The following is a 25,867-nucleotide window of genomic DNA, read 5'->3' as shown; positions in this document are numbered from 1 at the left end:
ACTTCGCTATCAAGGTAATAAAATTAATATACCTTATCTTTGAATATTATTCCTACATATAAAACTTAAATTATTACGTCAGGCTCGCTAAGCTTTTGATAAAATCTTTTACTCCAGTTATTAATGTCTTCTTGGGCTAAACTTCCACTCTTATTTGACTGTTGATGAGAAATGCTCTTGTGCTTAGTTACTCCAACTAATTCATCAAAATACTTTTTAGGCCAACTAAATTGATTACTTAGCAAACGCCTTTCTATTTCCGGTATAAAATCTATTAATGGTCCTATTGGTTGTAATGCCCTAGCTGAAATTACTTTTGTAGCGATTGATGCTCGACCATCCGAGGTATCTACCTCCAACAAAAAATAGCCTTCACCTTGATGTTCAATTCGCACGATAGTCATGCATCTTGGTGACCAGTCAGTCATTAGATGGCTTTTACTGCGACCTATTTCTGGCAACTTGCGAACAACTGGCTTGCTTTGTTTAACACCTTGCTCTTTTTCTAATATTTCCAGCATTTTAAAGAAACTATCAAACTTATTCAGGTATAAATTGGCGTTGTCGGTTTGATCATCTAAGCCATCAACGGCGGCTCTAGGTATGTCGCCACGAGAGTTTGAATCATCTGTGCTTACCTCTGGTGATAATGTACTAGGTTTTTCTTCATCTTCCTTACCACCTGATTTAGCTTTGGCTTTAGCATTAACTTTTCGAGTGCGAGGAGAGTTATTGAAATTAATTAGTGTAGCTTCACAGAATATTAAAGCTAATTCGTTATCTGAGCTACCATCACTCTCTTCGTCTATTTCTCGCTGTGTAGGTAATTGAGGATAAGTGCCACCTGTGCCTTTGCTAGAACCAGGTGTGTTCTCAGTAAAATTTGGATGAAAGTAACCAATATCTGCAATGTCTGGAAACGACAAGTTTTCTAGCGCTTCAATACGATTAATAAACCAAATATTTTCATCCGGTGATTTCCAGCCTCGTGCGGCGATTTTTACGCCCTTCAATTGAGGTGGATCAAACCTAAATGTCCAACGTTCAAACCTGTCTGTTTTTATAAGCTCTTGTGAGAAATACCTATAAATACTTTCAAACGAATCCTTTACATCACTGTCTAGCAATATCCAAGCAAGCAGATATCTAAATCCTTCATTATCAAATAATACTTTTGGGCAATTTGTTGTAGGCAAAGCGTTGATTAATACATCAAGTGGAAACTCTTCATCATCACTTGATGGATTGTGTTCAACGTCAAATTCAAAATCGAGAGCATTGTTAATCAGCGCTGCGTTAGCAAAATAGTTATTAGTAAAAAATAGTGCACGGGCGAGCTCCAATTGTGGGAGATAAATAGTTTTATCTTCACTTTCAAACATAAAGCAATTTTGAGATTGCTCATCACCAGCTTTGAATTTAACTAAACCACAATCTTTAACAGTAGCCATTTGCCAAAGTGCATTATCAGGTAAGGTAAATTTAAGTGGGAAGCCAGGAGGAATGGCTGCAGTAGTCTGATTTAATACGACTTGCCTGCTTAAATATGGGAGTTGGCTAAATTTAAGAGCTTGACGGGTGGAATTCTCAATACGAACACCAATATCCCATGTTAGACGGTCGCTGTATTTAAACAGGTTACCCATAGCCTGTATTCTGGCATTGTCTGGTAGTTTTTTAAATCGATCAACTTGCTTCATACTTTACTGCATATCCTAACAGTTGCGACACAATTGGTCGGGTTCTTTCCTTGCTTAATCCTGCTATACGCTCAATTCGCCATGCTTTCAATTGCTCGTATTTTTTTAAACTATCAATGCAAGCTAATGCAATTCTACGACATTGATACTCTTCTATACTTTCACAATATTTTTCAAAAAACAATTTACATAACGGTAACTTTTCTAAATGTTTGATCTGAGACAAAGGGATACTTGCATGGGTAACCAACCAGGTTACTGTATGGCGGTCTGAATCTAGCTGAGTTTCTACTTCATTTATCAATGAAATAAGTTGTTTTACATACTTTTTGTCTCTGCAGGGCCAATCAACTTTGTTTATTTTAGCAATACTTGGGCGCACTGAGTCTTGATTAAATTGCATTAGCCATTGCTTATCATGCCGATATAACCATATGTATAAGCCTGCAAACCCTTGGTTTCTCGCACCTTTAACGCCAAATTTAGCGACAACGTGTTGCCATTCTGTGCGACGTACTTGATCTACTATTACCGGCTCAATATGCGCAGGTACATCATCGTAATGTGATTGTGGTAATTGTGAGACTTCAAAGAGTATTTTCGCTAGATCCAGTTGTTGCTCATAGCACGCTTGCCATACAATCAAGTGCTGAAGATAGCTAAACGATTTTCTGTGTTTTCTAAACAAACACCTTAACCAATTGTTCTCATCTACTTTACTAATATTGAGCGAAAAACTAGCTAAGGTATGAGCTCCCCAGTAACCTAAAACCAAGTTTGCAATTAGATTATGCTCAACACGCTTTCTCCTAACAAAGCCTAACTGCTTAGCTAATTGATAATAAAAACAACTCCATTGCAACGAGTGAATACGCTGCTCAGGCAAGTTCAGTAATTGCTGAGCATACGCTGCAAGCATTGCAACTTTTTGGTTGTAAGCCGTGGGCTTGAGTGTAAAAGCACATGAGGACTAAGTGCGATAAATTGATGCCTGTGTACTTCGCTAATCAACACAGGGCTTCCTATAAGATACATTCCGTGCTCTGCACAAACTGATAAGCCAGGAAGCTGCCATCGCCTTGCCCAAAATGCCTCTCCATATTGTTTTACTTGTGCCCCTACGCATAACGGGCAATATCGCAAGTAGTGAGGACTTTTAACTTTGGATGCCGCCTTGCCTAGCTGTACTTCTGCAGAATGTCTGCAATCAGAGAGTAACTCATGCTTAGCGTGTTCGGTAATGTCTGGATGAACAAAAGATGAATATAATGGAAATAGTGTGTGAGCTTGTAATAACTTGCATGGCGTTAAATCAGCATTACCTTGATAATGTATAGAGATCTGCGATAAATGTCCTTGAAACGCAACTGAGGCGATTATTTTACGGTTTTGAAATACATCATCAAGTAATTGTTTGGGAGAGGTTATGCCTGAATGTACACCGTATCTTGCAATAACGCTATAAAGCAGCTCATCTGGATAAGGCACAGGTAAGCACGCCATGCTACACGCTTTGCTTAAGCCAAGCGGTTATATCAAAAATATTTCCTTGTTGCTTGTAGCGCTGATAAAGCTCAGTTGACTGCTTTTTGTGTTGAGAGTAACCAAACCGTAAATCGTTGCTTGATAGTGTATGCCAATCTTTAAGTTTGATTAGCTTTGGTTTTTCTTTGGACTGTTCAATTTCGTCTGGCGTTTGCTCATACCACTCAAGTACGAGTGGAATAAGCCCTCTTACCTGTAAGTTTGGGTGGTCTTTAACTGCTTTTTTAACTAATGGTACCAATAACTCCGAGTCGCACCCCATCCCGAGCAGGAGATTGTAAAGCCTCATTGCCTCTGAATCACTGGCGAAAGGTAGTGAGTCTAACTTAGTAGCTTCAACTTCAGAGATCTGCTTACTGAGCTCTAACAATCGTTTATCTATTTCTCTAAATTGTAAGTCTGAGTATTTTGCAATACTACCTGCTTTACCAGATTTAAGCGCCTCAATCATCGGATGAATAGGCTGCAATTCTGATTCATACACTTTCACAAATAGTTTCGATGATATGCGTTCAACACCCGTGATAATGGCGCGTAGCTGCGCAAGTACAAATAACTTAACCACAATGTCCAACACACCTTGGGATAATTCAAACCACGTATTTCGGATCTCTTCGGTGAGCGGTTCATCGCGGTGAATAAGCCACTGGTACTGCCAAAGCTTATCAGTCAATAATCGCCACTCTGTGGGCTTTGGCTTCCCCGTTTTCTTATCAATTCTATTTTTGTACTGCGGTAAAGGCTCCCAAACCATAGATCCAATTCCAGTACTGCGCCTTGCAGATTGCAACTCTAGTTCGAATATCGGCCTAGCTTTAGGGGTACCAACTAAAATCACCGGCACACCAATAATATTCACTAGTGCTACAAAGAACTCGAGCATCCGCTCTTGTCCTTCTTGTTGCTTACGTCCTAAGCGCTGAATTTCATCAATCACTAACACGCCAATAGCATATTGGTTGGCTACCTGCCCCATAAATGATAACAGTACCTCTGTACTATGACGTTTGCGACCGTACCTTTCAGTAAGGTCAGTATGAAGGTACTTATCTACCTCTTGGAAGAAGTTTAAGCATAAGCTCTTTAGAGACCCATCAACTGGGCACTCAATACGCAAATAGGTTAGCTGATAAGTATTATATTGCTCGTGATAAATCGTTTGTGGGTAGGTGGCTAATATCCGTAATACACTGGAACTTTTACCGCACCCAGAGCAACCGATTAGCGATAAACAACGCGCAGTTGACGGAGCTTCAGCGAAACGAAAACTATTGATATCTCCTGTCATCATTCGTTCGTAGCCATTTTGCAAATGTTGTTGCAGCTGACCAGTCGCGATGTTTCTGGCAACATAGCCACCACGGATCATTAGAGCTATTTTTTCCTCGAGTGCCACATGTATAGATAGCGGCTGAAAAAAGTCATCAAGTAAGCCACATAGCTCATGTGCTCGTTGCCTTGCATCTAGATAACCTGCTGCTGGGTCGTATTTAACCTTACCTTCTAGCTTAATTTTAAGCTCATTGATTTTGCTAACTTTTGGTAGTGCCTCAATAAACGGGTTACTTTTGTAACGCTCAATGTCAGATTCCTGATAAACGGCTCTGAAGATGTTATGTGGTAAATTCATACGTCGTCATCTTCCTTGAACAGTTGATCCGAAAAGTCAGGGAAATCCAAATCCTCATCAGGCTCTGAGAGGTAATGCACTTGAGCTGATTTACTGGTATCAATCTCAACTGGCTTATAAGCTCGTGTTTTGCGTTCTTTGGCCTTTTCATCAGCTCGATTATCACGGATATTGCGTATTCGTTCAGCATTTGACAAACCAGTTTGTTTTGGTGCTATTTTTTCTGCTTGTTTAACAACACCTATTACTTGCCGCTCCAAAACGCGCTTGCGTTCATCGGCAATTAGCTTTGCATCTGCCTGAGTTTGCTTTAGTTCATCATTTTGTTGCCATACATCCCAGAAACTAGCTCCAGAAAACTGCCTTGAGCGTGTTGATAATTGGCAGGCAAAGTAGCTGTTGCTTTTAGTGTCAGGGTATATGTATATGTAATCTGCTGTTGCTAAATCATATGCTACATCAACTTTTTCAGGTCGCTTAACTTCCTTACTTCGGTGCATCCAGCCAAGCCTTAAGAGCTCAGAACTGGTGTAATACAGGCCAAAAATGCAAGCTCCCGATTCTGATATCGTTGCGCGTGTTCGCGGCATGAGCGCCACACGTAGATATTCTGCTTCAGGCTTTTTTAATCGACCGGTGCGATGTTGTAAGCCCCAATTCCATAATGCTAGAGGGTTATTTGGTAAATCGGTTGGCATATCAGCTGCTTTATCATAGCCTTTAATTACGTGATATTGGTTGTGGTACAGTACTGACGCTAAAATAATTTTAGTGAACTCTTGAATCGTAAGCTTAGCGTCTAAGCGATAATCTCTGTCGCCTTGCTTTTTGATCTTGGTCCCTGTGACAACACCCGGTGAAAAAGGCTTAAACACTGCTTGAAAAGTGTTAAAAGAACGCTCAACAACACCTTTCGCCTCACTTCTAAATGGCGATGTATTTTCAATACGCACCCCAAATCCTTTGTCTAGGCATTCAATCTGATGCCCCATTAATTCACCTCTATCCGCTAAAAGTGCGGAAGGTAAGCCAATACATGGCCATTCTTCTGGGGTTATATCAAAGCCAAACTTACGACAATATTCAGTTTTATCAGTAGAAGCCATATGTAGAGCTTGGATTGCTGCTGCATATGATGGGTTTTCAAAGCCGATATAAAAGCCTGCCACCATACGGCTAAATACATCTATAACCATATAAATGATTGGACGACCAACAATATTGCTTCTTTCCGTGTCTGATACTAAATAAATATCAGCTATTGTCGCGTCAATTTCGTAACGCATACCTGGTCCCAAAACATCTGCTGCAGCAGTACCAGTAAGCGGCCGTATGTCTTTCTTATTTTTAATTTCGCCAGCCTGTGCTTCAATCTTATCAACTTGGCGGTATTCACGTTTGAAAAAGTGCTCCATTTGCCTAAGCGTCGGCAATTCTTCTTCAGGTAATTCAGGAAAATATTGCTCGTATATGTCTTTAAGGCGATTGTGTGCGTACCTAAATGATTTACTTTTATCAGTTAATACATGACGCTCAATGGCAATACGAAAGAGCTTCTCAGTAAAGTCATCAATTAAAGCGCCAGTACCAGTCATATACTTTCGAGGTCTACCTAATTTCGTAGTCGTTGCGCGGCGCTTTTGGCCTTTTGCACCTGAATTTTTATAGTCAGGTAACAATGCGTTCGGGATCTGACCGCGCTGCCAATACCTGCGGGCAAAGCGGTAAATAGATTGTTTGGTTTTACCTGTATCAGCTACTATTTGATTAACTACTCTGCCACGAGTTTTTGATTCATAGCAGTCTTCAAGCTCTATTAAGGGTTTAATTGCTGCATAGTTTTCATCACGCTTTATCTGAGCGGTAGAACCAAGTTCAGGAATAACTGTGAAAATATCACTGTATGGATCATTTTCACGTTTGATTACTTCATCTTGAAACCCTTGTTCTAGTTCAGCTATTTCAACAAACTCAGGAAAGGCCTTATCATCATTTACTTTTATCCAAAGTACGTAGTAATCAAACACCATTAAAATACGGTACAAAGTTTGTTCGTATAGTAATACTTCATTGATTTGAAACACGCAACACCTCCTTAATCTGATCAACATCACCTAAATTAAGTTGCCCAACTTGAAGCTTTTGAACTGGCGTAAAAATATCAAAGGTAAAATACCTATCTGCCATTAAGCAGCGTATTTCATAGAGTGACTCTCCTAAATCTAGTTCGTAGGCAGAATCAATTTCCTTACAGATGTTTATAAGAGTTTTGGTTGGATGTTTAGCAAAATAGTCCGCATAAAATCGAGCTTGCTCAATAGCTGATTCGGGTGTTTCTTTATGCGCCCCCTGCATTGAGTAAATCCATTCTATATTAATTTTCACTACGCGCGGGATTTCGGCCTCAGTTACTATTTGCCAAGGGATCTTTTTTTCATGCCAATAACGGCGTTCTAGTTCAAGAATCTCTATTTTTCGTAGCTCTTCAAACGAATTCACATACTTAGCTTGTAACGCAAAATAGGGGAGATCACGGGAGCTGGTTTCAACAAGAAAGTCACTTGATAAATATTGCTCTAAACCGCGCAAATTCGGGTGTTTAATACCTGCCGATTCAGCAAGCTCTTTAGTAATATCACGATCAAGCGGAAATTGTTCCTTTACTTGCAGCACATCTGACCGCCATTCAAGTAAGTAAAACATAGAAAGTTCGAGGTCAGATAATAAATGGTGTGTCCGCTTGGACTTATAACCAAAAACACGATGCACACGACCGTCGGATGGTACATCGTAAACGGTTAACCAAGGTTTATAATCTTGATATTCTCCTGAGCCACGCCCTTCTTTAATCCATTTACTATATTGAGCTTCAGTATGACCAATCTTCCTAGACATAATATACCGTTATAACTGATTCAAATTTGAGCATAGCTAGAGTCGAAGTGTGATGCAACCTTATTAATTCTATCCCTCTATCTAAACAGAAACTAACAGCTTGCAAAATCGACTTTGTAACCCCAGTATATATTTTGTGCAATGTTGCACTTGAAAAGTAGGGAAAAATAATGAACGATTGGGATTATGTAAATTTTAGCGAAGACCATGAAATGGATTACCATTTAGGATTAGTAAATAAATCAAAGTCTCACGCTAATCGAGCATTTTTGAGAGAGAATACACAATGGACCGCAAAAAATGGATTAAATAAGAAAATTATTACACACACTGAATTTAAGCCATTTGTGATAGCCGACAAGATTAATCTAGAAGACCCTAGATAAACATAGCTTTATCGCAGGAGCTCTCGAGAAATAAAAACGTAAAAAGTTAATAATTTAAGGCCGACATAATTGTCGGCTTTAAATTACTTATAAGAATTAAACTTTATTGTTTGAGATGATACTTTATTGTATGGGGTGATACTTTATTGTTCATCCACAACAGATAATTACCAGCTTGTTGATTTTATTCAACAGTAACCGATTTCGCTAGGTTACGTGGTTGGTCAACGTCAGTGCCTTTAATTACTGCTACGTAGTACGAAAGTAACTGTAGTGGGATTGTATATACAACTGGAGCAATTACGTCATCAACATGATTTACGTTGATCACACGCATGGTTTCGTCTGACTCAAAGTGTGAGTCTTTATCAGCGAATACATAGATGATGCCGCCGCGAGCACGGACTTCTTCTACGTTTGATTTAAGCTTTTCAAGCAATTCGTTGTTTGGTGCTACAACAATAATTGGCATGTCTGCGTCAATCAATGCTAATGGACCATGTTTAAGCTCACCTGCTGCATAGGCTTCTGCGTGAATGTATGAAATCTCTTTAAGCTTAAGTGCGCCTTCCATTGCGATTGGGTATTGCGACCCGCGACCTAAAAACAGTGAGTGGTGTTTATCAGCAAACTCTTCTGCAAGGTCTGCAATGCCATCAGCCAATAGTAGCGTTTCTTCTAATTTAGCTGGAAGCAATTTAATAGCGTTAACAATCGTACTTTGATCTAAGCCTTTCTCTTGCGCAATAGACGCAGTAAGCATTAACAAACCAACAAGCTGTGTAGTAAATGCTTTAGTAGAGGCTACACCAATTTCAGCACCGGCTTTGGTCATAAAGGCAAGGTCTGATTCGCGTACAAGCGATGAGCCTGGTACGTTACAAATAGTCATTGACCCCATATAGCCTTGCTCTTTAGCTAAACGAAGCGCAGCTAAAGTATCAGCCGTTTCACCCGATTGAGAAATAGTTACTAGCAGGCTATTTTCGTGTACAAACGACTGACGGTAACGGAACTCAGAGGCAATTTCTACGTTACAGCTAACACCTGCAAATTGCTCAAGCCAGTAGCGGGCAACCATACCTGAGTGGTAAGACGTACCACAGGCAATAATTTGTACGTGTTTTACGTCTTTAAATATTTGCTGAGCGCTTTCACCAAAGGCATCAATCGCTACGCGGTCGTCGTTTAAACGTCCTTCAAGGGTGTTACGTACAGCAAGCGGCTGCTCGTAAATCTCTTTAAGCATGTAGTGACGGTATTCACCTTTACCTGATGCATCTTGTGTGATGTTTGATTCAATGACTTCACGTTCAACGGCATTGCCGTCTACATCAAAAATTTCCACACTGTTACGGGTGATACGCGCTACATCACCTTCTTCAAGGTAGATAAAGGTACGAGTTACTGGTAATAATGCAAGTTGATCAGAAGCAATAAAGTTTTCACCAAGGCCTAAACCAATAACTAACGGGCTGCCTGAGCGCGCTACAATAATTTCGTTATCGTTGGCTTTATCAAATACAACTGTACCAAATGCACCTTCAAACTGTTTAACAGCTGCTTGAACTGAGGCTAATAAAGTGGTGTGCTGCTGGCGAAGTTGATGAATTAAATGCACCATTACTTCGGTATCTGTGTCTGATAAAAACTCGTAACCATCGCCTTTCAGCGCTTCACGTAAGCTGGCGTGGTTTTCAATAATACCATTGTGCACTAAGGCAATTTCGCTGTTTGAAATATGCGGGTGCGCGTTTGCTTTCGTCACGCCGCCGTGAGTTGCCCAGCGAGTGTGTGCAATACCGGTAGTACCTTTTACGCCAGCTTCATCAAGCGCGTTTTCAAGGTTTACTACTTTACCCACTGCTTTTACAGTATTAAGTGTATTACCATCTAAAAGTGCCACACCAGCTGAGTCGTAACCACGGTATTCAAGACGCTTAAGGCCTTCAACTAAAATTTTATTTACTGGGCGTTCTGCAACTGCCCCAACTATTCCACACATAATTTCTCCTTTTGCACATGCCAAAGCGTCAACTTTGGGTTTGTATGTGTTGTTTAATATTTAAATGAACATCACAGGTGTTGTCGGCCTGTAATAAACACGAATTTGTAAATTTATAGCTCAGCGCAGATCAACTGCACACCACACGCTTGTATTGCTTGGCGAGTATCGAGTGCTAAGTTGCTGTCGGTGATAAGCGTAGTCACTTGCTGCCAAGGTAATTCTAAATTAGGGATTTTTCGGCCGATTTTTTCTGACTCCACCAGCACTATAACTTCACGAGCAGCGCCCGCCATAACTTGGCTTAGGCCTACAAGTTCATTAAAGGTAGTGGTACCGCGCTCAACATCAATGCCATCAGCACCAATAAATAGCTGATCAAAATCATAAGAACGTAAAACCCCCTCAGCAACTTGCCCCTGAAACGACTCAGAATGCGGGTCCCACGTACCACCGGTCATCAAAAGTGTTGGCTCGTTTTCCAGCGCTAATAAGCGATTAGCCACTTTAATTGCATTAGTCATCACCACTAAACCGCGCTTATTACCCAGTTCAGGGATCATTGCTGCTGTAGTACGACCACTGTCGATAATAATGCGGTTATGATCTTTGATTAGTGCTGCTGCGGCTTTGGCAATCGCCACTTTACGTTTTGAATCAATATCATCGCTTACAATTTCTTGCGGCAATGCAATCGCGCCACCGTAGCGGCGCAGTAATAGTCCGCTTTTTTCAAGCGCTGTTAAGTCTTTACGAATGGTTACTTCAGAGGTTTGAAACTGCTCAGCTAAAATATCTACGGCTACTTCACCTAACTCATTAACTTGAGTAAGAATAAGGTGACGACGTTGCTGGGTGTTTCGTTTAGTCATTAAGTAAACCATTTAAGTTTCGTTTCGAAAGTTACGAGATTTTAAACGAAACTATGAAAATGGCAAGGTGTAGATCAAAAAAAGCGCAATATGCGCTTTTAATTAACCCCAAAACAATGGATTTCAAACGCATTTAAAACTATTGCATTAAAATCACTCACTGAATTTCAATTGTAATTATTTCACTAGTCCTACTACCTAAACGTTCAACTACAACCGTATTATTTATTTTGTCCACATAAAAATTTGGTCTGATCACACTAAAGTCAAACGTTTTAGAGCTTAGGCTAGAGCCATCAACATCATCTATATCGATTTCATTGAATGTTGTATTTATTAAGTTGTGGCTGCTCCATAAAATTTTACCGTTTACAACATCCCAGTTAGTATTTTTTTCTTTTGAAACAGTTATCTGCAGTGGGGTCATTGTTTTTAAATTAACATTAAAACGAGACAATTTGCCTGAATTATTACCTAATATATAGTCGCCTTTAAATTCTCTGACGAAACGATATCCCTCAAAAAGAATGGATTCTGTTTCTTCCTTAATAGAGTATTCAAAAACCAACCATTCACCATTACTTTTTCTGGTGTACAAAATAGATTTTTCATCTTCTGAGAAAGCAATATCGCCAATTAATTCATCCACTTTAGATATATCGGTTAGATTATTATTAAGCGTATTAAGTATAGCTATACGACCTTGGAGTTTAATTAATACATATTGCCCTGACAGAGAGGGTGCTATCAGCTCAAGCGACTTTTTCGTACTTAAAAACACCACCTTTTCCTTTGGCTTTTGTTTTTTATAAGAAGCTAAATCGCTTATACCTTTTAGTTTCTCGATCGCCCAAACCTTATCTCCCAATGGTTGATAATCTACAATACGACGTTGCCCTGATTGCTCACCATGAAACAATTCGATATCTTTAAAATTACTTAACGGCAATTTTTTCTCAGTAATTGTACTGATTCCATAGGTATCTCTAATAGCAAACAGCATGTTTGGGATCACCACATCAAGTGAGATAATACCTTGGCCTGTAGTGGCGATTTCATCTAAACGCCCAGTTTTAACATTTATTTTAGCTAGCTTTTTATCATCTAATAAAACAATGTGTTCATCATCAAGCCAATGAACATCATAAATAACCTCATTTTGATCATACTGAAAAAGTACACTGCCCGCCTTTAAATCTAAAACTCGAATAAAATTACGCTTACTATCCATATAAACTCGAAGTACAACCAACTTACCTGAATCTGGTGAAATATCAGCTCGGCTATCATGTTCTCCTTTTTGAGAGACAGAGGTCACTTCTTCTACCAAACCAGCGTCAGTATTGAATTTATAGATAAGCATTGCGCTTTCTCTACTTTTTTGAGCTGAAAAATAAATAACCTTACTTTCATTTTCATCGATAAACACATCTGAGATAAAATAAAAATGTGTCACTAAAACATCTATTTCATATTCTTTACTTTTAAGAGCTACCCGCTTTAATGATGCTGCATCACCGACATTATCAGAGAAAAATAAGTAATTTCCATCACGTGAGAAAGCTAAGCCCCCAGGTAACCTTGTATCATCAACTAGCACTTTTACTGTTTGACTATCTTGATCTTTTAAATAAATTTGATAGTCATTTCCACGTCTTAATTTACTTGTAAATGCGATAAACCGACCATCATTTGAAACTACCAGCGCTTTTTTATCAGAGATAATCGAGTCTATAACTTTTGTAACGACATGTGATTCGTCATCAATATTTTCATATATAAAATAGGCTAACGAAATCAATAAAGCTATAATTGCAAAAAGCAGAAAAGTTTTCGTTTTTTTTGTGTTGTTACTTTCTGTGGAGCTCAGTTTTTTACTGTCTTCTGAGACCGACAATGTAGAAAATTTAGAGACAGGACAAATTAATTTATAGCCGCGCTTAGAAAGTGATTGTAGGTATTTAGGATTTTTGTGATCATCATTCAACACTAAGCGTATTTTACTAATAATCCGCCGTACAGCCGCATCTGAAACACAGCGGTCTTTCCATAAGTTTTCATGCAACTCATCCATTGATATATAACGCTCATGATGCTCAATTAAGTACATTAATACTGCAAATACTTGGGGCTCTAGTGTCACCACTTGCTTATCAAATTGCAAAGACATTCCATCTGTATCTAAGCAATATTCACCTAATTGAATCAACATACTTCCATTACAGCTCTTAACGGCCAATTTCTTTTACTTAGTCCAATCATAACCTACGCAACCTATCATTACCACAACAGCTTAACTACTTGATTTTAAACATAGTCACAGTTTGGTTACAGTAAAATTATTAATACATTATTGCCTAATTGATACGTTGCCGTATTTTCGTTTAAAAAAGGAATAACTATGAAATTTACATCCAAACTAATCTATCAAGGGTTGATAGGTTTATCTGTCATTATGCTTATCTCTGGCTGGCAATTAGGCTTTGCAGATAATGCCGAAGTTATATCAAAAGACTCTGTCACCATTGCGAAGGTTGAGCGCGGTGATTTTTCAATTAAGGTTGATGGCTATGGCTCATTGCAATCAATCAATAAACGGCTTCTCACAGCTACAAGTAATGCGGTGGTTGACGAAATAAAACTAAAAGCGGGTGCTGTGGTTAACCATGACACTGTGATCCTCACTTTAAATAACCCCGAGCTAGAAAGTAAGCTCCGCTTGGCGTTAGCAAAGCTTAAAAATGCCAAAACCCAAAAACGGCAAACCGTATTACTGCAACAGCGTGAGTTGTTAAATAACGAGTCAACCGTGTCAGAGCTAAAAGCACAATCTGAAATAGCCATGCTGCAAGTTGAAGCAGAACGTACACTGGCTAAATCAGGTATTGTATCGGGGATCAGCGCGAAGAAAAATGAGCTCGAAGCCAAACAGCTATCAAAGCGTATTAACCTTGAAGAATCTAAGCTTGATAAATTAGCACAGATGCAAAAAGAGTCGCTTTCAATTCAAGATGACTTAATAGCCCAAGCGCAAGACGAGTTTGATGTCGCCAAATTAATGGTAGAGCAACTTTCAGTTAAAGCGGGAATGAATGGTGTTATTCAACGCTTGCCTTTAAGTTTAGGGCAAAGTGTCAGTGCAGGCTCTGAACTGGCACTAATAGGGAGCCTCTCCCCTCTAGTTGGTGAAATAAAAGTACCGCAAATTCAAGCTCATTTAATTCAAATAGGTATGACAGCCCAAATTAGCACGTTGAATGACCAGGTGCGCGGCCAAGTAGTGCGTGTAGATCCTGTGATCAGCGAAGGTGCTGTACAAATTGATATTGAGCTCGAGGTTTCTGAATCAGACACCATGAAACCCATGCAACAAGTAGATGCGACTATTTTTGCCGATGTACAAAAAGAGGTGAATTATATAAAACAACCAACAGGTGCAAGCGAAGGCAGTTATGGCTCATTATTTAAACTCACAATGGATAACAAAGCCGTTAAAGTTGAAGTGCAATACGGCAAAGCATCTGGCCAACTCATCCAAGTGTTGTCAGGACTTGAGCCTGGTGAACAAGTCATTATTTCTACATTAGATATCCCCGCTGAAACAACAACAATAAAAATTGCTGGTTAAGGAAGAATAATATGAATACTGAAATTTTAAGAGTTAATAACCTAAGCAAGTCTTTTTCTAATGGCGAACAAGTCAGTCAAATTTTAAAAGGGATTAGCTTTACCGTGTACGACGGCGAGTTTATTTCTATTTCTGGGCCTTCTGGTTGCGGCAAGTCAACACTCCTTAACATTATGGGGCTGCTCGACACCCCTCAAAGTGGTGAATATTACATTGACGGTTTACTCGTCTCTGATATGGACTCAAACCAACGTGCGAAAGTACGCGGTAATCGCATTGGCTTTGTGTTTCAATCGTTTAACTTAATTGATGAAATGACCGTACTTGAAAATGTCGCTTTACCATTAAAATATCGGGGAGACTCGCTATCTTCACGTCACGCAAGAGCGTTAGATTGCCTAGAAAAAGTAGGTTTGGCTGATAAAGCTGACTTACATCCGAATCAAATTTCTGGTGGTCAACAACAACGCGTATCGATTGCACGCGCACTAGCTGGCGATTCTGGCATCATGCTGGTCGATGAGCCCACAGGTAACTTAGACTCAAAAAACGGCGATGCAATCATGGCGTTAATAAAAGATCTTAATCAGCAAGGCACCACCATTGTATTGGTTACCCATGATCCCCGTTATGCCGATATGGCTACGCGCAATATCCAGTTAAGAGACGGTACTGTAGTTGCCCAAAACGATGAACTCGTGCCAAGCACACCTGCAAATGTAGAACAGGTTGCTCAGTCATGTTAAAAACTGCCTACAATACTTTTAAACGTGCCAAACAATACTATTTCACCACCGTTTTTACACTGGCACTTACACTGTCCATGGTGCTTAGTTCATTTAGCTTGGTTGATCTAGTGTTTTTCGCCCCACTACCTTATCAGCAGAGCGATAACTTATATTTGCTTGAAGGCACAATTAATTCTAAAGGTTATTCAGGGCCCGCTAGTAACTCAAAAATAATGAGCTACATACAGAGTGAAAATACCGTTTTTACTGATGTTGCTGCTTACCATCGATGGACTGACTACAAGCTACTAGATAAACCAACAAGACCTGCTGTGGACGTAATACTTGCCACACATAATTTATTTGATCTACTCGGCGTACAACCCAAACTTGGTCGGTTATTTAACAAAACAGAAGCACTCGGTACTCAGCAAATGTCGGTCGTATTAGGCTACCGCGCTTGGCAAACCCACTATAGTGGTGACCCGAATATTGTTGGTAAAAAAATACAGCTCAATCAACGTCGCTTTACCGTTGTTGGTGTCGCCCCCGATGATCTTATATTACCCACTTATAGCAATATAAATGATGCAATATGGCTTCCTATTGATGCAGACGAAGCTTTTAACCCTAAAACATCTAACGGTTTCATGGGCGCGTATAAGAGTGTTGTTAGATTTAAGCCCACAGCCTCAGAGCAAGAGATCACGGAACAATTAGCTGACTTATCACTTAAAGGTGCACAGTTACATGCCGCTGATATTTTAAAAGATTTTACTGTCAATGCGCGTGTTATTGCATTTAATGATGCACTTAGGGGTGACAGCGGTAAAATTGTATTAATGCTATTATTGGGTGTGTGCTTATTAATGCTCATTGCACTTATCAACCTTTCTAGTATGCAGCTCGCTAAAGCCATTACGCGCATCAACCCCCTTGCAATCAGCTTTGCATTTGGGGCAAGCAAAAAACAACTAATTATTGAAACGTTAAAACACAATATTTTACTTATTAGTATTGCAGTGTTACTTGCTTTAACACTTACTCAAATCGGCTTTATCGTTATTCAAAACCTAGCAGCTGACGCCATTCAACGTTTAGACACGCTTTCTCTTAGCTTTAATACTTTGTTATTTTCAGCTTTTCTAATTATTAGTATTGCCTCACTCTATTCATTTATAGAACTTAGTGTAGTGAAAGAGCAAAACTTAATGAGCAGCCTACAAAGCAGCGGTAAAGGCACGGGCAAGCAAATGAGTTCAGCCACCAGCCATTTACTTGTTGGTCTGCAAATTTTGTTTTCGTTTTTAGTATTAACCACTGCTAGCCACGTAGTTTTAGTAACACTTTCGGAAGCACTCAGAGATAACGGACTGGATACAGAAGGTAAATATTCATTAACAATAAACTATAGTAATGTCGATAAATCCGGCGAACGTATTAATTTACACAAAGCAATTAACCATAGGTTGCTGGCGCTTAATAATGTGAGCAGCTTAGCTGTGTCATCCGAAATGAGGCTGCCAAAAACGGTTAATGTCAATCAAATATATAACGAAGCTGGACAGTATATTGCCCAAGCACGTAATAGCTTAGTAACTGCCAATTACTTTACTGAACTTAACTTAACGATAACGGGTAATGGCTTTGCCAAAGGGGATGAACAATTAGAAAACCCACCGATCATTATCAATCAACGCCTTGCAGATTTACTTAATAAAAACAGTAATGAAGTACTAAACAGTAAAGTGAGTTTTGATAATAAAGATATTACTCAATCATAGGTATTGTCAGCAACACCTATGTACCGGGCAGCCCTGAAAGTGAAGACTTTGAAGTTTTTACACCTAAAGATTACCCTGGTTGGCAACAATTTACATATTTGATTACTGTTGCAGATGAAAATAATGCAATTGCCCATATTCAACAAGCAGTATTAGAAGTAGATCAACGATTAGACATTAATAACATAGCCTCTTTAACAAGTATGTTTGATGAAAAAAGGCAACGTCACTTAAATGCAGCATGGCTGGCTATTGTGTTGGCATCAACATCGCTGCTGATGGTGTGTATTGGCATAAACGGTATTGTTAGCTATTTAGTTAAAGTGCGCAGATATAGCTTAGGCGTAAAACTTTCTATGGGGGCTGACAATTATAGGTTACTAAAAGAAAGCTTATTAGAACTCATGCAACCCATAATAATGAGCTTAGTGTTAGCCTTTTCGTTGGCATTTTTAATTATAGGCTATTGTATGTCATTACCTGGGGTTGACTTGCCTATAGACTGGTGGTTAACAACGGTCATTTGGCTGGGTTTATTAGCGATATCAGTACTTGCCAGCTTTTTTCCGATCAACCAAACGTTACGACAAGATCCAATAAAGGCATTACGAAATGAGTAAAAAATGATACTCAGTCGCCGAGTATTTATAAACATCACCCGACTTTAATTTATTTTGCTTAAAGTCGGGTTTCATTGGATCACAACGGGTAATCCCGTTTGGTTAGCAGTCAATTTTGTTTTATTATCAATACATACTCATTAACTCCCTAAAACGATGACTCATCTAACTAGATTCAATAGCCTAGAAAAACCACTGATTGAGCAACGCAAAGTCGCCCATGAGACTTGTCGCTTGTTTGCAAAAAGTCCCAGCAAAGGAAATTTAAAACGCATTAAGAGTTTGTTTACAGTGTGTGGTGAAGGAGTGATCATTGAGGCTGGCTTCCACTGTGACTATGGCTCGCAATTTGAAATTGGTGATCGTACTTTTATAAACATTAATTGTACGGTGTTAGATGCCCCCATTAGTGAGGGGGCAATTACGATTGGCAGTGATTGTTTAATTGGCCCGAACGTTCAACTATTGGCCGTATCTCATGCAGTCAATCCAGCCGAGCGACTCAATAAAGAGAACTTTGCAGCACCGATTACTATTGGCAATAACGTTTGGATTGGCGCGGGGGTTATTATTTTAGCAGCTATTACCATTGGCGATAATGCTGTTATTGGCGCAGGGTCGATAGTAACAAAAAATGTGGCAGCGAATACAGTTGTTGCAGGAAACCCCGCTGTTAAGATTAAAGATATTTAAGAGGCCTAAACAAGAAAAAGGTCTATCGGTGTTCTGATAGACCTTAAGTAGGGTTATTTACTCGTTATTACTCATATCTTAGTGTTAACGATGGCCGTGTGCTGGCGGCTTTAAAGGCGAGGCTTGCAACCGTGAGCCAAGTAATTGCAGCAACACTTAGAGCTGCAACCAGATAAACCCACAGCGCTTGATCAACACGCTCATTAAAGTTGGCTAACCAATCGCCCACCAGCCAATAAGTTAGAGGAAAAGCGATTGCGATACTTGCGGCAACTAAAATCAAAAACTCTTTTGCTATTAAGTTCATAATGCTGATGCGTGATGCGCCAAGGACTTTGCGTACCGCGACTTCTTTTTGGCGACGAATCGTGGAAAATGAAGCTAAACCAAAAGTACCTAAGCAAGTTAAGAACACTGCAAGGCCAGTAAATATAAGTACGACAAGAGAAACACGCTCATCACCTTTTAATACCGCTTTATAGTTTTCAGCTAGCAGGTTTATTTTTGGCTCATAAATATTAGACACTTCAGCTAAAGCTGTGATCACTGCTTGCTTTATAGCAGGGAGGTTTTGTACGTTCACGGTTAAAATCACTTCAGATACTGGTGCTAAATAGTTAAAGCCACATAAAAACATAATGTTAGAATTCGCATCTTGTGCATTACCAACCTTTACATCTTTTACAACACCAACAACTCGCATATCCACATTACGCCCCGTGTCTTTAATTGTTTGTCCAACAATATCAGCCACATTGCTATAACCAGCCTGCTTGGCAACGGTTTCTGTAATAATTGTACCTACTGTTGTAACCCCATTTGCTCGCGTCGCCCAGTCTGAGGAAAACTCACGGCTAAAGTCTCTGCCAGCAATGAGCGTAAGGCCTAGCCCTTTTACTACATCAAAACCAGAACCTATCACAGGGGTTATTCCACCTGAAAATTCACCATTGGGCCAAGTAGGCTGTAATGTATTATTAATTGAAACGGTTAAACGAGTATCAATAATCGTTGCTTGCTCTACACCATCTATAGCCGTCAAGCGATTAATTAGTGCGCTAGGCTGCTGCGTAAATACCGACTGCACAGGCAACTCTGAAACCACTAAGCGTTGCTGCGTTTGATAGCCTAAAGGAAGATTTTGTAAGTGAGATAATTGTTTTAACAACGTAACCGATGCAATGATCAAACCGATTGCCAATGAAGCTTGCAAGGTCAATAAACATTTACGTACCCAAATGGCCGTATTACCGCGCTGTAAATCGCCACTTAACACTCGTTTTGCGCTAAATGATGAGATAAACAATGCCAGGTACAAACCTGCAAGTATGCCTACAGCAATAACGACAGCCATAATGCTCAAACCAAAGGCTGAAAAATAATTCACTATCAGTTCACGATCGACCAGCTGGTTAAAGCTTGGCAATAACAATTCCACTAACACACAGGCAATAATCATCGACAATAGAGCAACCAAAGTAGATTCAGCCAAAAACTGTGTTACTAACTGCAGCTTACTTGCACCAAGTGCCTTACGCACACCCACTTCTTTAGCGCGCTTTGCAGACTGTGCTACTGTCATATTGATAAAGTTAAAGCCAGCAATCAAAATAAGTAACACGCTCAACCCTGCACAAATCGTTACAACTTGCTTTGCGCCGCCTGCTTTCATTTCAAATGGCGATTTTGCTGTTAAATGTAAGTCTAGTAATGGGTGTAACTCAATGGCAATTTGACCCGCCATTTGCCCATTGAAGTACTGTTTAGACAGTGTATCAGCGAGTGCTTTTGGATCGGCCTGTGGCGCCAAGCGCATATAAACATAGCTACTATTAATCATCAGGTTATTTGGATCATGTTTTACATAAACGAGGTTTTTAAATGCAAAGTGAGTATTGCTTGGTAAATCTGCAAACACCGCCCGTACAGTATATTGCCCTTGTTCGTGCTGTAGCGTGTTACCAATAACATTTATTGTACCGAAAATACGTAGTGCTTCAGATTCACTAAGAGCCAAGCTCTCAGGTGTACTCATTGCATTTTTTAAATCACCAGCCAATGTGTTTATATTGATAAAGTTCTCAATATTTGGCGTTGCCCCATACAAGTCATTAAGTTTAAAACCCTGATCCCGATACTGCACGTCAACCATAGCTTCTCGAGTCAGCGATACCATCGTCAAACCAAACACTTCTTCAACTTGACTATATTCAGTGGCTTTTGCCGCTTGAGAATAATTAAAAATAGGAATGACTGATAAGCCCAACTTTGAGAAATCTTGGCCTACACGGTAAACACGTTCAGCGTGAGGCTGCTGACTATCGTACGATAGCTCGTTTTGTGCAAATAGTGCCACTAAAATAGCCGCAGCTAAGCCAATACTTAACCCTAAAAGGTTTAGGATAAAGTGCTGTTTTTGTTGCTTGAATGATCTTAAAGCAGTGACTAAATAATTAATAAACATATTAAGCAACCTCAACAACGGCTTGCTGTACAACATTCGCCTTATCAAGCATCACTTGGCCATCTAGTAAGCGTACTAGGCGGTCAGCATAGGCACCTTCTTTTTCTGAGTGAGTCACCATAATTACCGTGGTGCCTTCACGGTTTAATTCGCGTAGCATGGCCATCACTTCATCACCGTTTTTAGAATCGAGGTTACCAGTTGGCTCATCGGCTAAAATAAGTTTAGGGTTAATCACTAATGCACGCGCAACGGCTACCCGCTGCTGCTGACCACCTGACAGTTGCTGTGGTAAATGCTCGCCTCGGTGATCAATACCTACGCGTTTTAAAATGGCTTCAACGCGATCTTTGCGCTCGCTTTTGCTTATTTTTTGATACTGCAATGGCAGCTCTACATTCTCAAATACTGTTAACTCATCAATCAAGTTAAAGCTTTGAAATACAAACCCTATTGAGGCTTTACGCAGCTCTGCTAACTGCTTTTCGCTATAGCCTGCGATGTCTGTTCCAGCAAATTCAAAGCTACCTGCACTTGGTGAATCCAACATACCTAAAATAGACAGCAAAGTTGATTTACCACAGCCAGAGGGCCCCATAATCGCTAAAAAATCGCCTTCGGTTACGGTTAAGTTAATATTGCTTAGCGCTGTTGTTTCAACATCTTGAGTACGAAACATACGGCTTAAATTAGTTAGTTTGATCATTGTTATTTTCCTTAAAATTGTAATTGCTGTGCTTTATCAAAGTTGCTGTAGCTTGAGGTAATCACTTGATCCCCAGCATTGAGCCCTTCAAGCACTTCAAAATAGTTTTGATTCTTTTTGCCTAAGCGAATATCACGACGCACTGCTTTATCACCACCTTGCTCAATAACATAAACCCAGTTACCGCCCGAGTTGGTGAAAAAGGCGCCACGTTTAAGCAGTAAGGCATTGTTTTTGTCATCCCCTAGCATTAACTCAATATCAATGCTTTGGCCGCGCTTAATGCTTTTGGTGTTATTTGGTAAATCCACTTCAATTTGAAATTGCGACTGCTGTACGCGGCTATCAATTTTGCTCACCTTGGCGTTCACTGTGCCGCTTTCAAGTTCAATCATCACGGTCATATCACGCTGTACTTGGTTTAAATAAAACTCATCAAGGCGGACCACTAATTTATATTCATTTGGAATATCAATTTGGCCTAATCGCGCGCCACTGTTTTTAGATTCACCAATTTCCACATCAAGCTCGCTTAGGTAGCCTGAAACAGGCGCTTTGATTAATAAATTGTCGAGATTTCGACGCGCAAACTGCAGGTTTTTTTCAAGCATTTTAGCGCTGTCTGAAAGCTGTGCGACTTGCACCTCACGGATTGAGTTTTCTTGCTTTTGGCGCTCAATAGAGAGCTCTTTACGAGCTCGGTAATAATTTAAATCTTCTTCTAACTCTGCAAGTTGATCCTGCGCTAATACGCCACTTTTAACTAAAGGTTTAGTTTGCTTTAAACGACGGGTAAGGTTTGTGATCTTTAGTTCGACTTCCAATAAGTCACGGCGTAGGTTTAACCGGCTGGTTTCCATGGTCATTTGCGTATTACGTAAAAAATTAAGCTGTTCAGTTACTTGTGCTTCGCGGCTCATTACATCAAGTTGTAAGTTGGTATTGCTCAAACGCACTAGTGGTTGGCCTTTCTCAACATATTCGCCTTGCTCAACTAAACGCTCCTCAACTTGCCCACCGGCGATGGTATCAAGGTAAATACTGGTTTTTGGCACCACTTGACCGCGTAAGCTTAAGGCATCTTTAAATGCACCTTGTTTCACCGTGCTAACGGTTAAGCTACTGCGCTCAATATTCTGGCTACGACCTGTATTACCTGTTTGTGTAAACCCATACGCAGCGGCAGCAACACCCAATGCCAATGCTGCAAAGGTGAATTTCTTTAAATACTTTTGAGTAAATGAGCGTTCTATTTTCTTATCCATGTTGGCCACCTTGATACAGGTTTAATAAACTAATTACCGATAGTTATTACAAACGCTGTGCCAACTTTATTTAATATTAAAATTCAATACCTTATAATTAAATGAAATTATTATTATGTTTGTAGTGTCCGTTAATAGAACACTTTTTTATTTTATAAACGTCCATTTATGGACACTGTTCCTTTTTTGTTTTAGGCTAAATAAAACTCTATAAAAATAAAAATCATGAAACACACAGGCTCGCTTTTAATTGTTGATGACAACCCTGATATTCTCATTGCCGCGCGACTACTGCTAAAACAGCACTATCAAAGCGTTAAAGCTACTGACAACCCATTTGATATTGCAGGCATCATTAACGAGCAACGCAAAGCTGATCAGCCAATTGATGTGATCTTACTCGACATGAACTTTACCCAAGACTCAATAAGCGGCAAAGAAGGTTTTTATTGGCTAAAAAAATCATCGAGCAAGACGCTAATATCGTTGTTTTGTTAATGACCGCCTACGGCGACATTCAACTCGCGGTGGATGCTATTAAAGCCGGCGCATCTGATTTTATTGCTAAACCTTGGCAAAACGAGCAACTACTTGGCGCTGTGGCGGCGGCTTTTTCACATGCCAAAGACAAACAGCAAGTGGGTAAGCTTACCCGTCAAAAGGACGGCCTTAATCAAGTACTCAATAATCAGCCATTTGAGTTTTTAGGTCAAAGCGCCGCTATGCAGCAGGTATTCACCACCATTGAAAAAGCCGCACAAACTGATGCCAATATACTGATCACCGGCGAAAGCGGCACAGGTAAAGAACTCACCGCGCATGCCATTCATCAAGCAAGTATGCGCCATAATCAAACCTTTATGAGTTTAGACATGGGTGCTGTGGCACAAAACCTATTTGAAAGTGAGCTATTCGGCCATAAAAAAGGCGCATTTACCGATGCCAAAAGCGATCGAATTGGTAAATTTGAGCTCGCCCAAGGCGGTAGTTTATTTTTAGATGAGCTGGGTAATTTACCCTTAGAGCATCAAGCTAAACTGCTTGCCGCATTACAAAACCGCAAAATTACACCTGTTGGCGGCAGTAAAGCAGTTGATATTGATATCCGCCTAATTTGTGCCACTAACGACAATCTTGATCAAGCTGTCGCCGAGGGGCGTTTTCGCCAAGATTTGTTATACCGAATAAACACCGTTGAAATTCGCTTACCGGCTTTACGTGAACGCAGTGATGACATCCCAATGCTAGCAGATTATTACCTCAATCATTTCGCACAAAAGTACAAGCGCAACTTAACCATAAAAACACATGATATGAGCTTACTTTGTCAATATGCATGGCCAGGCAATGTCCGCGAGCTTGCTCATGCTATTGAGCGGGCTGTTATTTTAAGTGATGGCAATAATCTTGATGTTAGCTCAGTGATTGGTAGTGCTGGTGCTACTAATCATACAACCACCAATGACAACGAGGCATACGACACCTTTGATCTTGAGATACTCGAGCAGCGCACTGTGCGTGCAGCGCTAACACATTACCAAGGTAATGTTAGCCATGCGGCCAAAGCCTTAGGGTTAACGCGTGGTGCTATGTATCGCCGTCTTGAAAAGTATGGGCTATAACAATGCGCCCTCATTTATTATTAACTATTAATATTGTGGCACTTATTAGCGCCAGCGCACTCGTTAGTTATCTATTACAAAATAATGGGCTTTCAGCAACTTCGCTGTTAATTATATTAGTCACTGCGGCCTTGATAACGCATATTTTTACGCTCTTTAAGCGCCAACAAAAACAAGCAGAAATGGTGATCCGCGCCTTAGCCAATGGCGACAGCACCTTAGGTCTTGGCCAACAACATCCAATGCGCCAACAATTTGAGCAAGTAAAAACGCAAATGCAAACAGCACGCTTTAATGCCGAACAACAAGCGCAGTTTTTGCAAGCACTGCTTATTCATGTTGATTTAGCGGTTATGGTATGTGACGACAACGGCAAAGTGATTGAATCAAACCCAGCAGTCAGCAAACTACTGGGTAAAAGCTTCCAGCATCTACGAGAATTAGGCGCTGTTGGTGAACTAATTTTGAACGCCAAGAACAATATGCGCAGCACCACCTATTGGCAAAATGGCGAGCAGCACGACACGCTTTCTATCCAACTCAGTATCGCTGAAATACAAGGTAAAGTGCGTCGCGTAGTGAGCTTACAGTCAATTCACGACCAGTTACAACTCAAAGAACAACAAGCGTATAAACGCCTAACTAAAGTACTTACGCACGAAATTGCCAACTCTATTACCCCGCTTTCATCGTTAGCTGATACGTGCAGCAATTTACTGCCACAAGAACTGTGTTTTATTGATATTGAAGATAAACAAGACTTACAGCTTGCACTAAGCACCTTAGCATCAAGAACGGCACATTTAGGCGACTTTATTGCTCGTTTTCGCCAAGTTAGCAGCTTACCTAAACCTAATTTAGCGCCTGAAAATTTAGCCGATATGCTAGCGCGTATTGTCACCTTGCATCAACAACAGTCGCGTGAGCTGCAAATCAATATAGAACTTACAATTAAAAGCCAGCAATTAGTGATGCTAGACAGTAGTCAAATAGAGCAAGTATTAGTAAATCTTATAAAGAACGCATTTGAAGTGCTAAGCAGCAACAAAAAATATAACGCGCAAAGCCCCGCTCAGCCAAACATCAAGCTCAGCTTGGCACAAAACGCCAGCCAACAACTCTATGTTGAAGTGAGCGATAATGGCCCAGGCATCAGCGAACATGTGGTGGATATGATCTTCGTACCATTTTTTACCACTAAACAACAAGGATCAGGTATTGGCTTGAGCCTATCAAGGCAAATTATGCTCAACCACGGCGGTGATTTAATTTATGTACCAAAACCACAAGGCGCATGCTTTAGATGTGTGTTTGGTTAAATTAA

General features: G+C 40.1%; 19 protein-coding genes and 1 pseudogene. 8 read left to right on the top strand and 12 right to left on the bottom strand.

Features of this window, described 5'->3' with window-relative positions; translation table 11 throughout:
- Positions 1–65: 65 nt before the first annotated feature.
- The 6 genes from P4S61_RS08745 to P4S61_RS08720 are packed head-to-tail and all read right to left on the bottom strand — an operon-like array spanning position 66 to position 7,770.
- A complete protein-coding gene (locus P4S61_RS08745; RefSeq protein ID WP_337118140.1) occupies positions 66–1,700 on the bottom strand; it encodes a Tn7-like element transposition protein TnsE in 1,635 nt (544 codons plus the stop codon).
- A complete protein-coding gene (locus P4S61_RS08740; protein WP_337118139.1) occupies positions 1,687–2,619 on the bottom strand; it encodes a TnsD family Tn7-like transposition protein in 933 nt (310 codons plus the stop codon). Before P4S61_RS08740 ends, P4S61_RS08745 begins: the two co-directional genes overlap by 14 nt.
- Complete coding sequence (locus tag P4S61_RS08735; RefSeq protein ID WP_337118138.1) at positions 2,589–3,203, bottom strand: TniQ family protein; 615 nt, start codon at positions 3,201–3,203, stop codon at positions 2,589–2,591. Before P4S61_RS08735 ends, P4S61_RS08740 begins: the two co-directional genes overlap by 31 nt.
- A 1-nt stretch (position 3,204) precedes the next feature.
- Complete coding sequence (locus P4S61_RS08730; protein WP_337118137.1) at positions 3,205–4,875, bottom strand: AAA family ATPase; 1,671 nt, start codon at positions 4,873–4,875, stop codon at positions 3,205–3,207.
- Entirely contained in the window at positions 4,872–6,959 is a 2,088-nt protein-coding gene (locus P4S61_RS08725) for a Mu transposase C-terminal domain-containing protein (RefSeq protein ID WP_337118136.1), read from the bottom strand. The genes P4S61_RS08730 and P4S61_RS08725 overlap by 4 nt, the downstream gene beginning before the upstream one ends.
- Positions 6,943–7,770, bottom strand: a complete 828-nt coding sequence (locus P4S61_RS08720) for a TnsA endonuclease C-terminal domain-containing protein (RefSeq protein ID WP_337118135.1) — start codon at positions 7,768–7,770, stop codon at positions 6,943–6,945. The genes P4S61_RS08725 and P4S61_RS08720 overlap by 17 nt, the downstream gene beginning before the upstream one ends.
- A 170-nt stretch (positions 7,771–7,940) precedes the next feature.
- Here P4S61_RS08720 and P4S61_RS08715 point away from each other — a divergent pair, with 170 nt between their 5' ends.
- Complete coding sequence (locus tag P4S61_RS08715; RefSeq protein WP_337118134.1) at positions 7,941–8,156, top strand: hypothetical protein; 216 nt, start codon at positions 7,941–7,943, stop codon at positions 8,154–8,156.
- A gap of 184 nt (positions 8,157–8,340) precedes the next feature.
- Here P4S61_RS08715 and glmS read toward each other — a convergent pair whose 3' ends face one another.
- From glmS to P4S61_RS08700, 3 genes are all read right to left on the bottom strand, one after another.
- Positions 8,341–10,161: a glutamine--fructose-6-phosphate transaminase (isomerizing) gene (gene glmS, locus P4S61_RS08710; protein WP_182734993.1), complete on the bottom strand. Its 1,821-nt coding sequence runs from the start codon at positions 10,159–10,161 to the stop codon at positions 8,341–8,343.
- A gap of 113 nt (positions 10,162–10,274) precedes the next feature.
- Positions 10,275–11,033, bottom strand: a complete 759-nt coding sequence (locus P4S61_RS08705) for a DeoR/GlpR family DNA-binding transcription regulator (protein ID WP_182730667.1) — start codon at positions 11,031–11,033, stop codon at positions 10,275–10,277.
- Between the two features lie 157 nt (positions 11,034–11,190).
- Positions 11,191–13,245 carry a winged helix-turn-helix domain-containing protein gene (locus P4S61_RS08700; protein WP_337118133.1) on the bottom strand — a complete coding sequence of 685 codons (2,055 nt, stop codon included), beginning with the start codon at positions 13,243–13,245 and terminating at the stop codon, positions 11,191–11,193.
- Positions 13,246–13,434: 189 nt separating this feature from the next.
- Here P4S61_RS08700 and P4S61_RS08695 point away from each other — a divergent pair, with 189 nt between their 5' ends.
- The 5 genes from P4S61_RS08695 (at position 13,435) to P4S61_RS08675 (ending at position 18,486) form a co-directional block, all read left to right on the top strand.
- On the top strand, positions 13,435–14,661 hold the full coding sequence (locus P4S61_RS08695) for an efflux RND transporter periplasmic adaptor subunit (RefSeq protein WP_337118132.1): 1,227 nt from the start codon (positions 13,435–13,437) through the stop codon (positions 14,659–14,661).
- A gap of 11 nt (positions 14,662–14,672) precedes the next feature.
- Complete coding sequence (locus P4S61_RS08690; protein WP_149982302.1) at positions 14,673–15,407, top strand: ABC transporter ATP-binding protein; 735 nt, start codon at positions 14,673–14,675, stop codon at positions 15,405–15,407.
- Positions 15,401–17,173 (top strand): ABC transporter permease, encoded by a 1,773-nt coding sequence (locus P4S61_RS08685; RefSeq protein ID WP_337118131.1) that lies wholly within the window; start codon positions 15,401–15,403, stop codon positions 17,171–17,173. Before P4S61_RS08690 ends, P4S61_RS08685 begins: the two co-directional genes overlap by 7 nt.
- 98 nt (positions 17,174–17,271) lie before the next feature.
- The gene (locus P4S61_RS08680; RefSeq protein ID WP_337118130.1) at positions 17,272–17,793 is read left to right on the top strand and encodes an FtsX-like permease family protein; all 522 of its coding nucleotides are present in this window, start codon (positions 17,272–17,274) and stop codon (positions 17,791–17,793) included.
- A 156-nt stretch (positions 17,794–17,949) separates the two neighbouring features.
- Entirely contained in the window at positions 17,950–18,486 is a 537-nt protein-coding gene (locus tag P4S61_RS08675) for a sugar O-acetyltransferase (RefSeq protein ID WP_337118129.1), read from the top strand.
- A 67-nt stretch (positions 18,487–18,553) separates the two neighbouring features.
- On the opposite strand, the gene P4S61_RS08670 is transcribed toward P4S61_RS08675, so the two are convergent.
- Genes P4S61_RS08670 through P4S61_RS08660 form a run of 3 tightly spaced genes read right to left on the bottom strand, consistent with a single transcriptional unit; the run spans position 18,554 to position 22,921 of the window.
- Complete coding sequence (locus tag P4S61_RS08670; RefSeq protein ID WP_337118128.1) at positions 18,554–20,950, bottom strand: ABC transporter permease; 2,397 nt, start codon at positions 20,948–20,950, stop codon at positions 18,554–18,556.
- Position 20,951: 1 nt separating this feature from the next.
- Entirely contained in the window at positions 20,952–21,656 is a 705-nt protein-coding gene (locus P4S61_RS08665) for an ABC transporter ATP-binding protein (protein WP_337118127.1), read from the bottom strand.
- A gap of 11 nt (positions 21,657–21,667) precedes the next feature.
- Positions 21,668–22,921 (bottom strand): efflux RND transporter periplasmic adaptor subunit, encoded by a 1,254-nt coding sequence (locus P4S61_RS08660; protein WP_145240132.1) that lies wholly within the window; start codon positions 22,919–22,921, stop codon positions 21,668–21,670.
- A gap of 225 nt (positions 22,922–23,146) precedes the next feature.
- Between P4S61_RS08660 and P4S61_RS08655 the strand changes: the two are divergent.
- Both P4S61_RS08655 and P4S61_RS08650 read left to right on the top strand, forming a co-directional pair.
- Positions 23,147–24,543: pseudogene (locus P4S61_RS08655) on the top strand (sigma-54-dependent transcriptional regulator).
- A gap of 2 nt (positions 24,544–24,545) precedes the next feature.
- A complete protein-coding gene (locus P4S61_RS08650) occupies positions 24,546–25,862 on the top strand; it encodes a sensor histidine kinase (protein WP_182757851.1) in 1,317 nt (438 codons plus the stop codon).
- Positions 25,863–25,867: the final 5 nt, after the last annotated feature.

This window comes from Pseudoalteromonas sp. B160, from assembly GCF_037162485.1.
Classification (GTDB): domain Bacteria; phylum Pseudomonadota; class Gammaproteobacteria; order Enterobacterales; family Alteromonadaceae; genus Pseudoalteromonas; species Pseudoalteromonas rhizosphaerae.
Note: the sequence above shows the minus strand (reverse complement) of the source record. Positions and strands in the feature narration are given on the sequence as shown.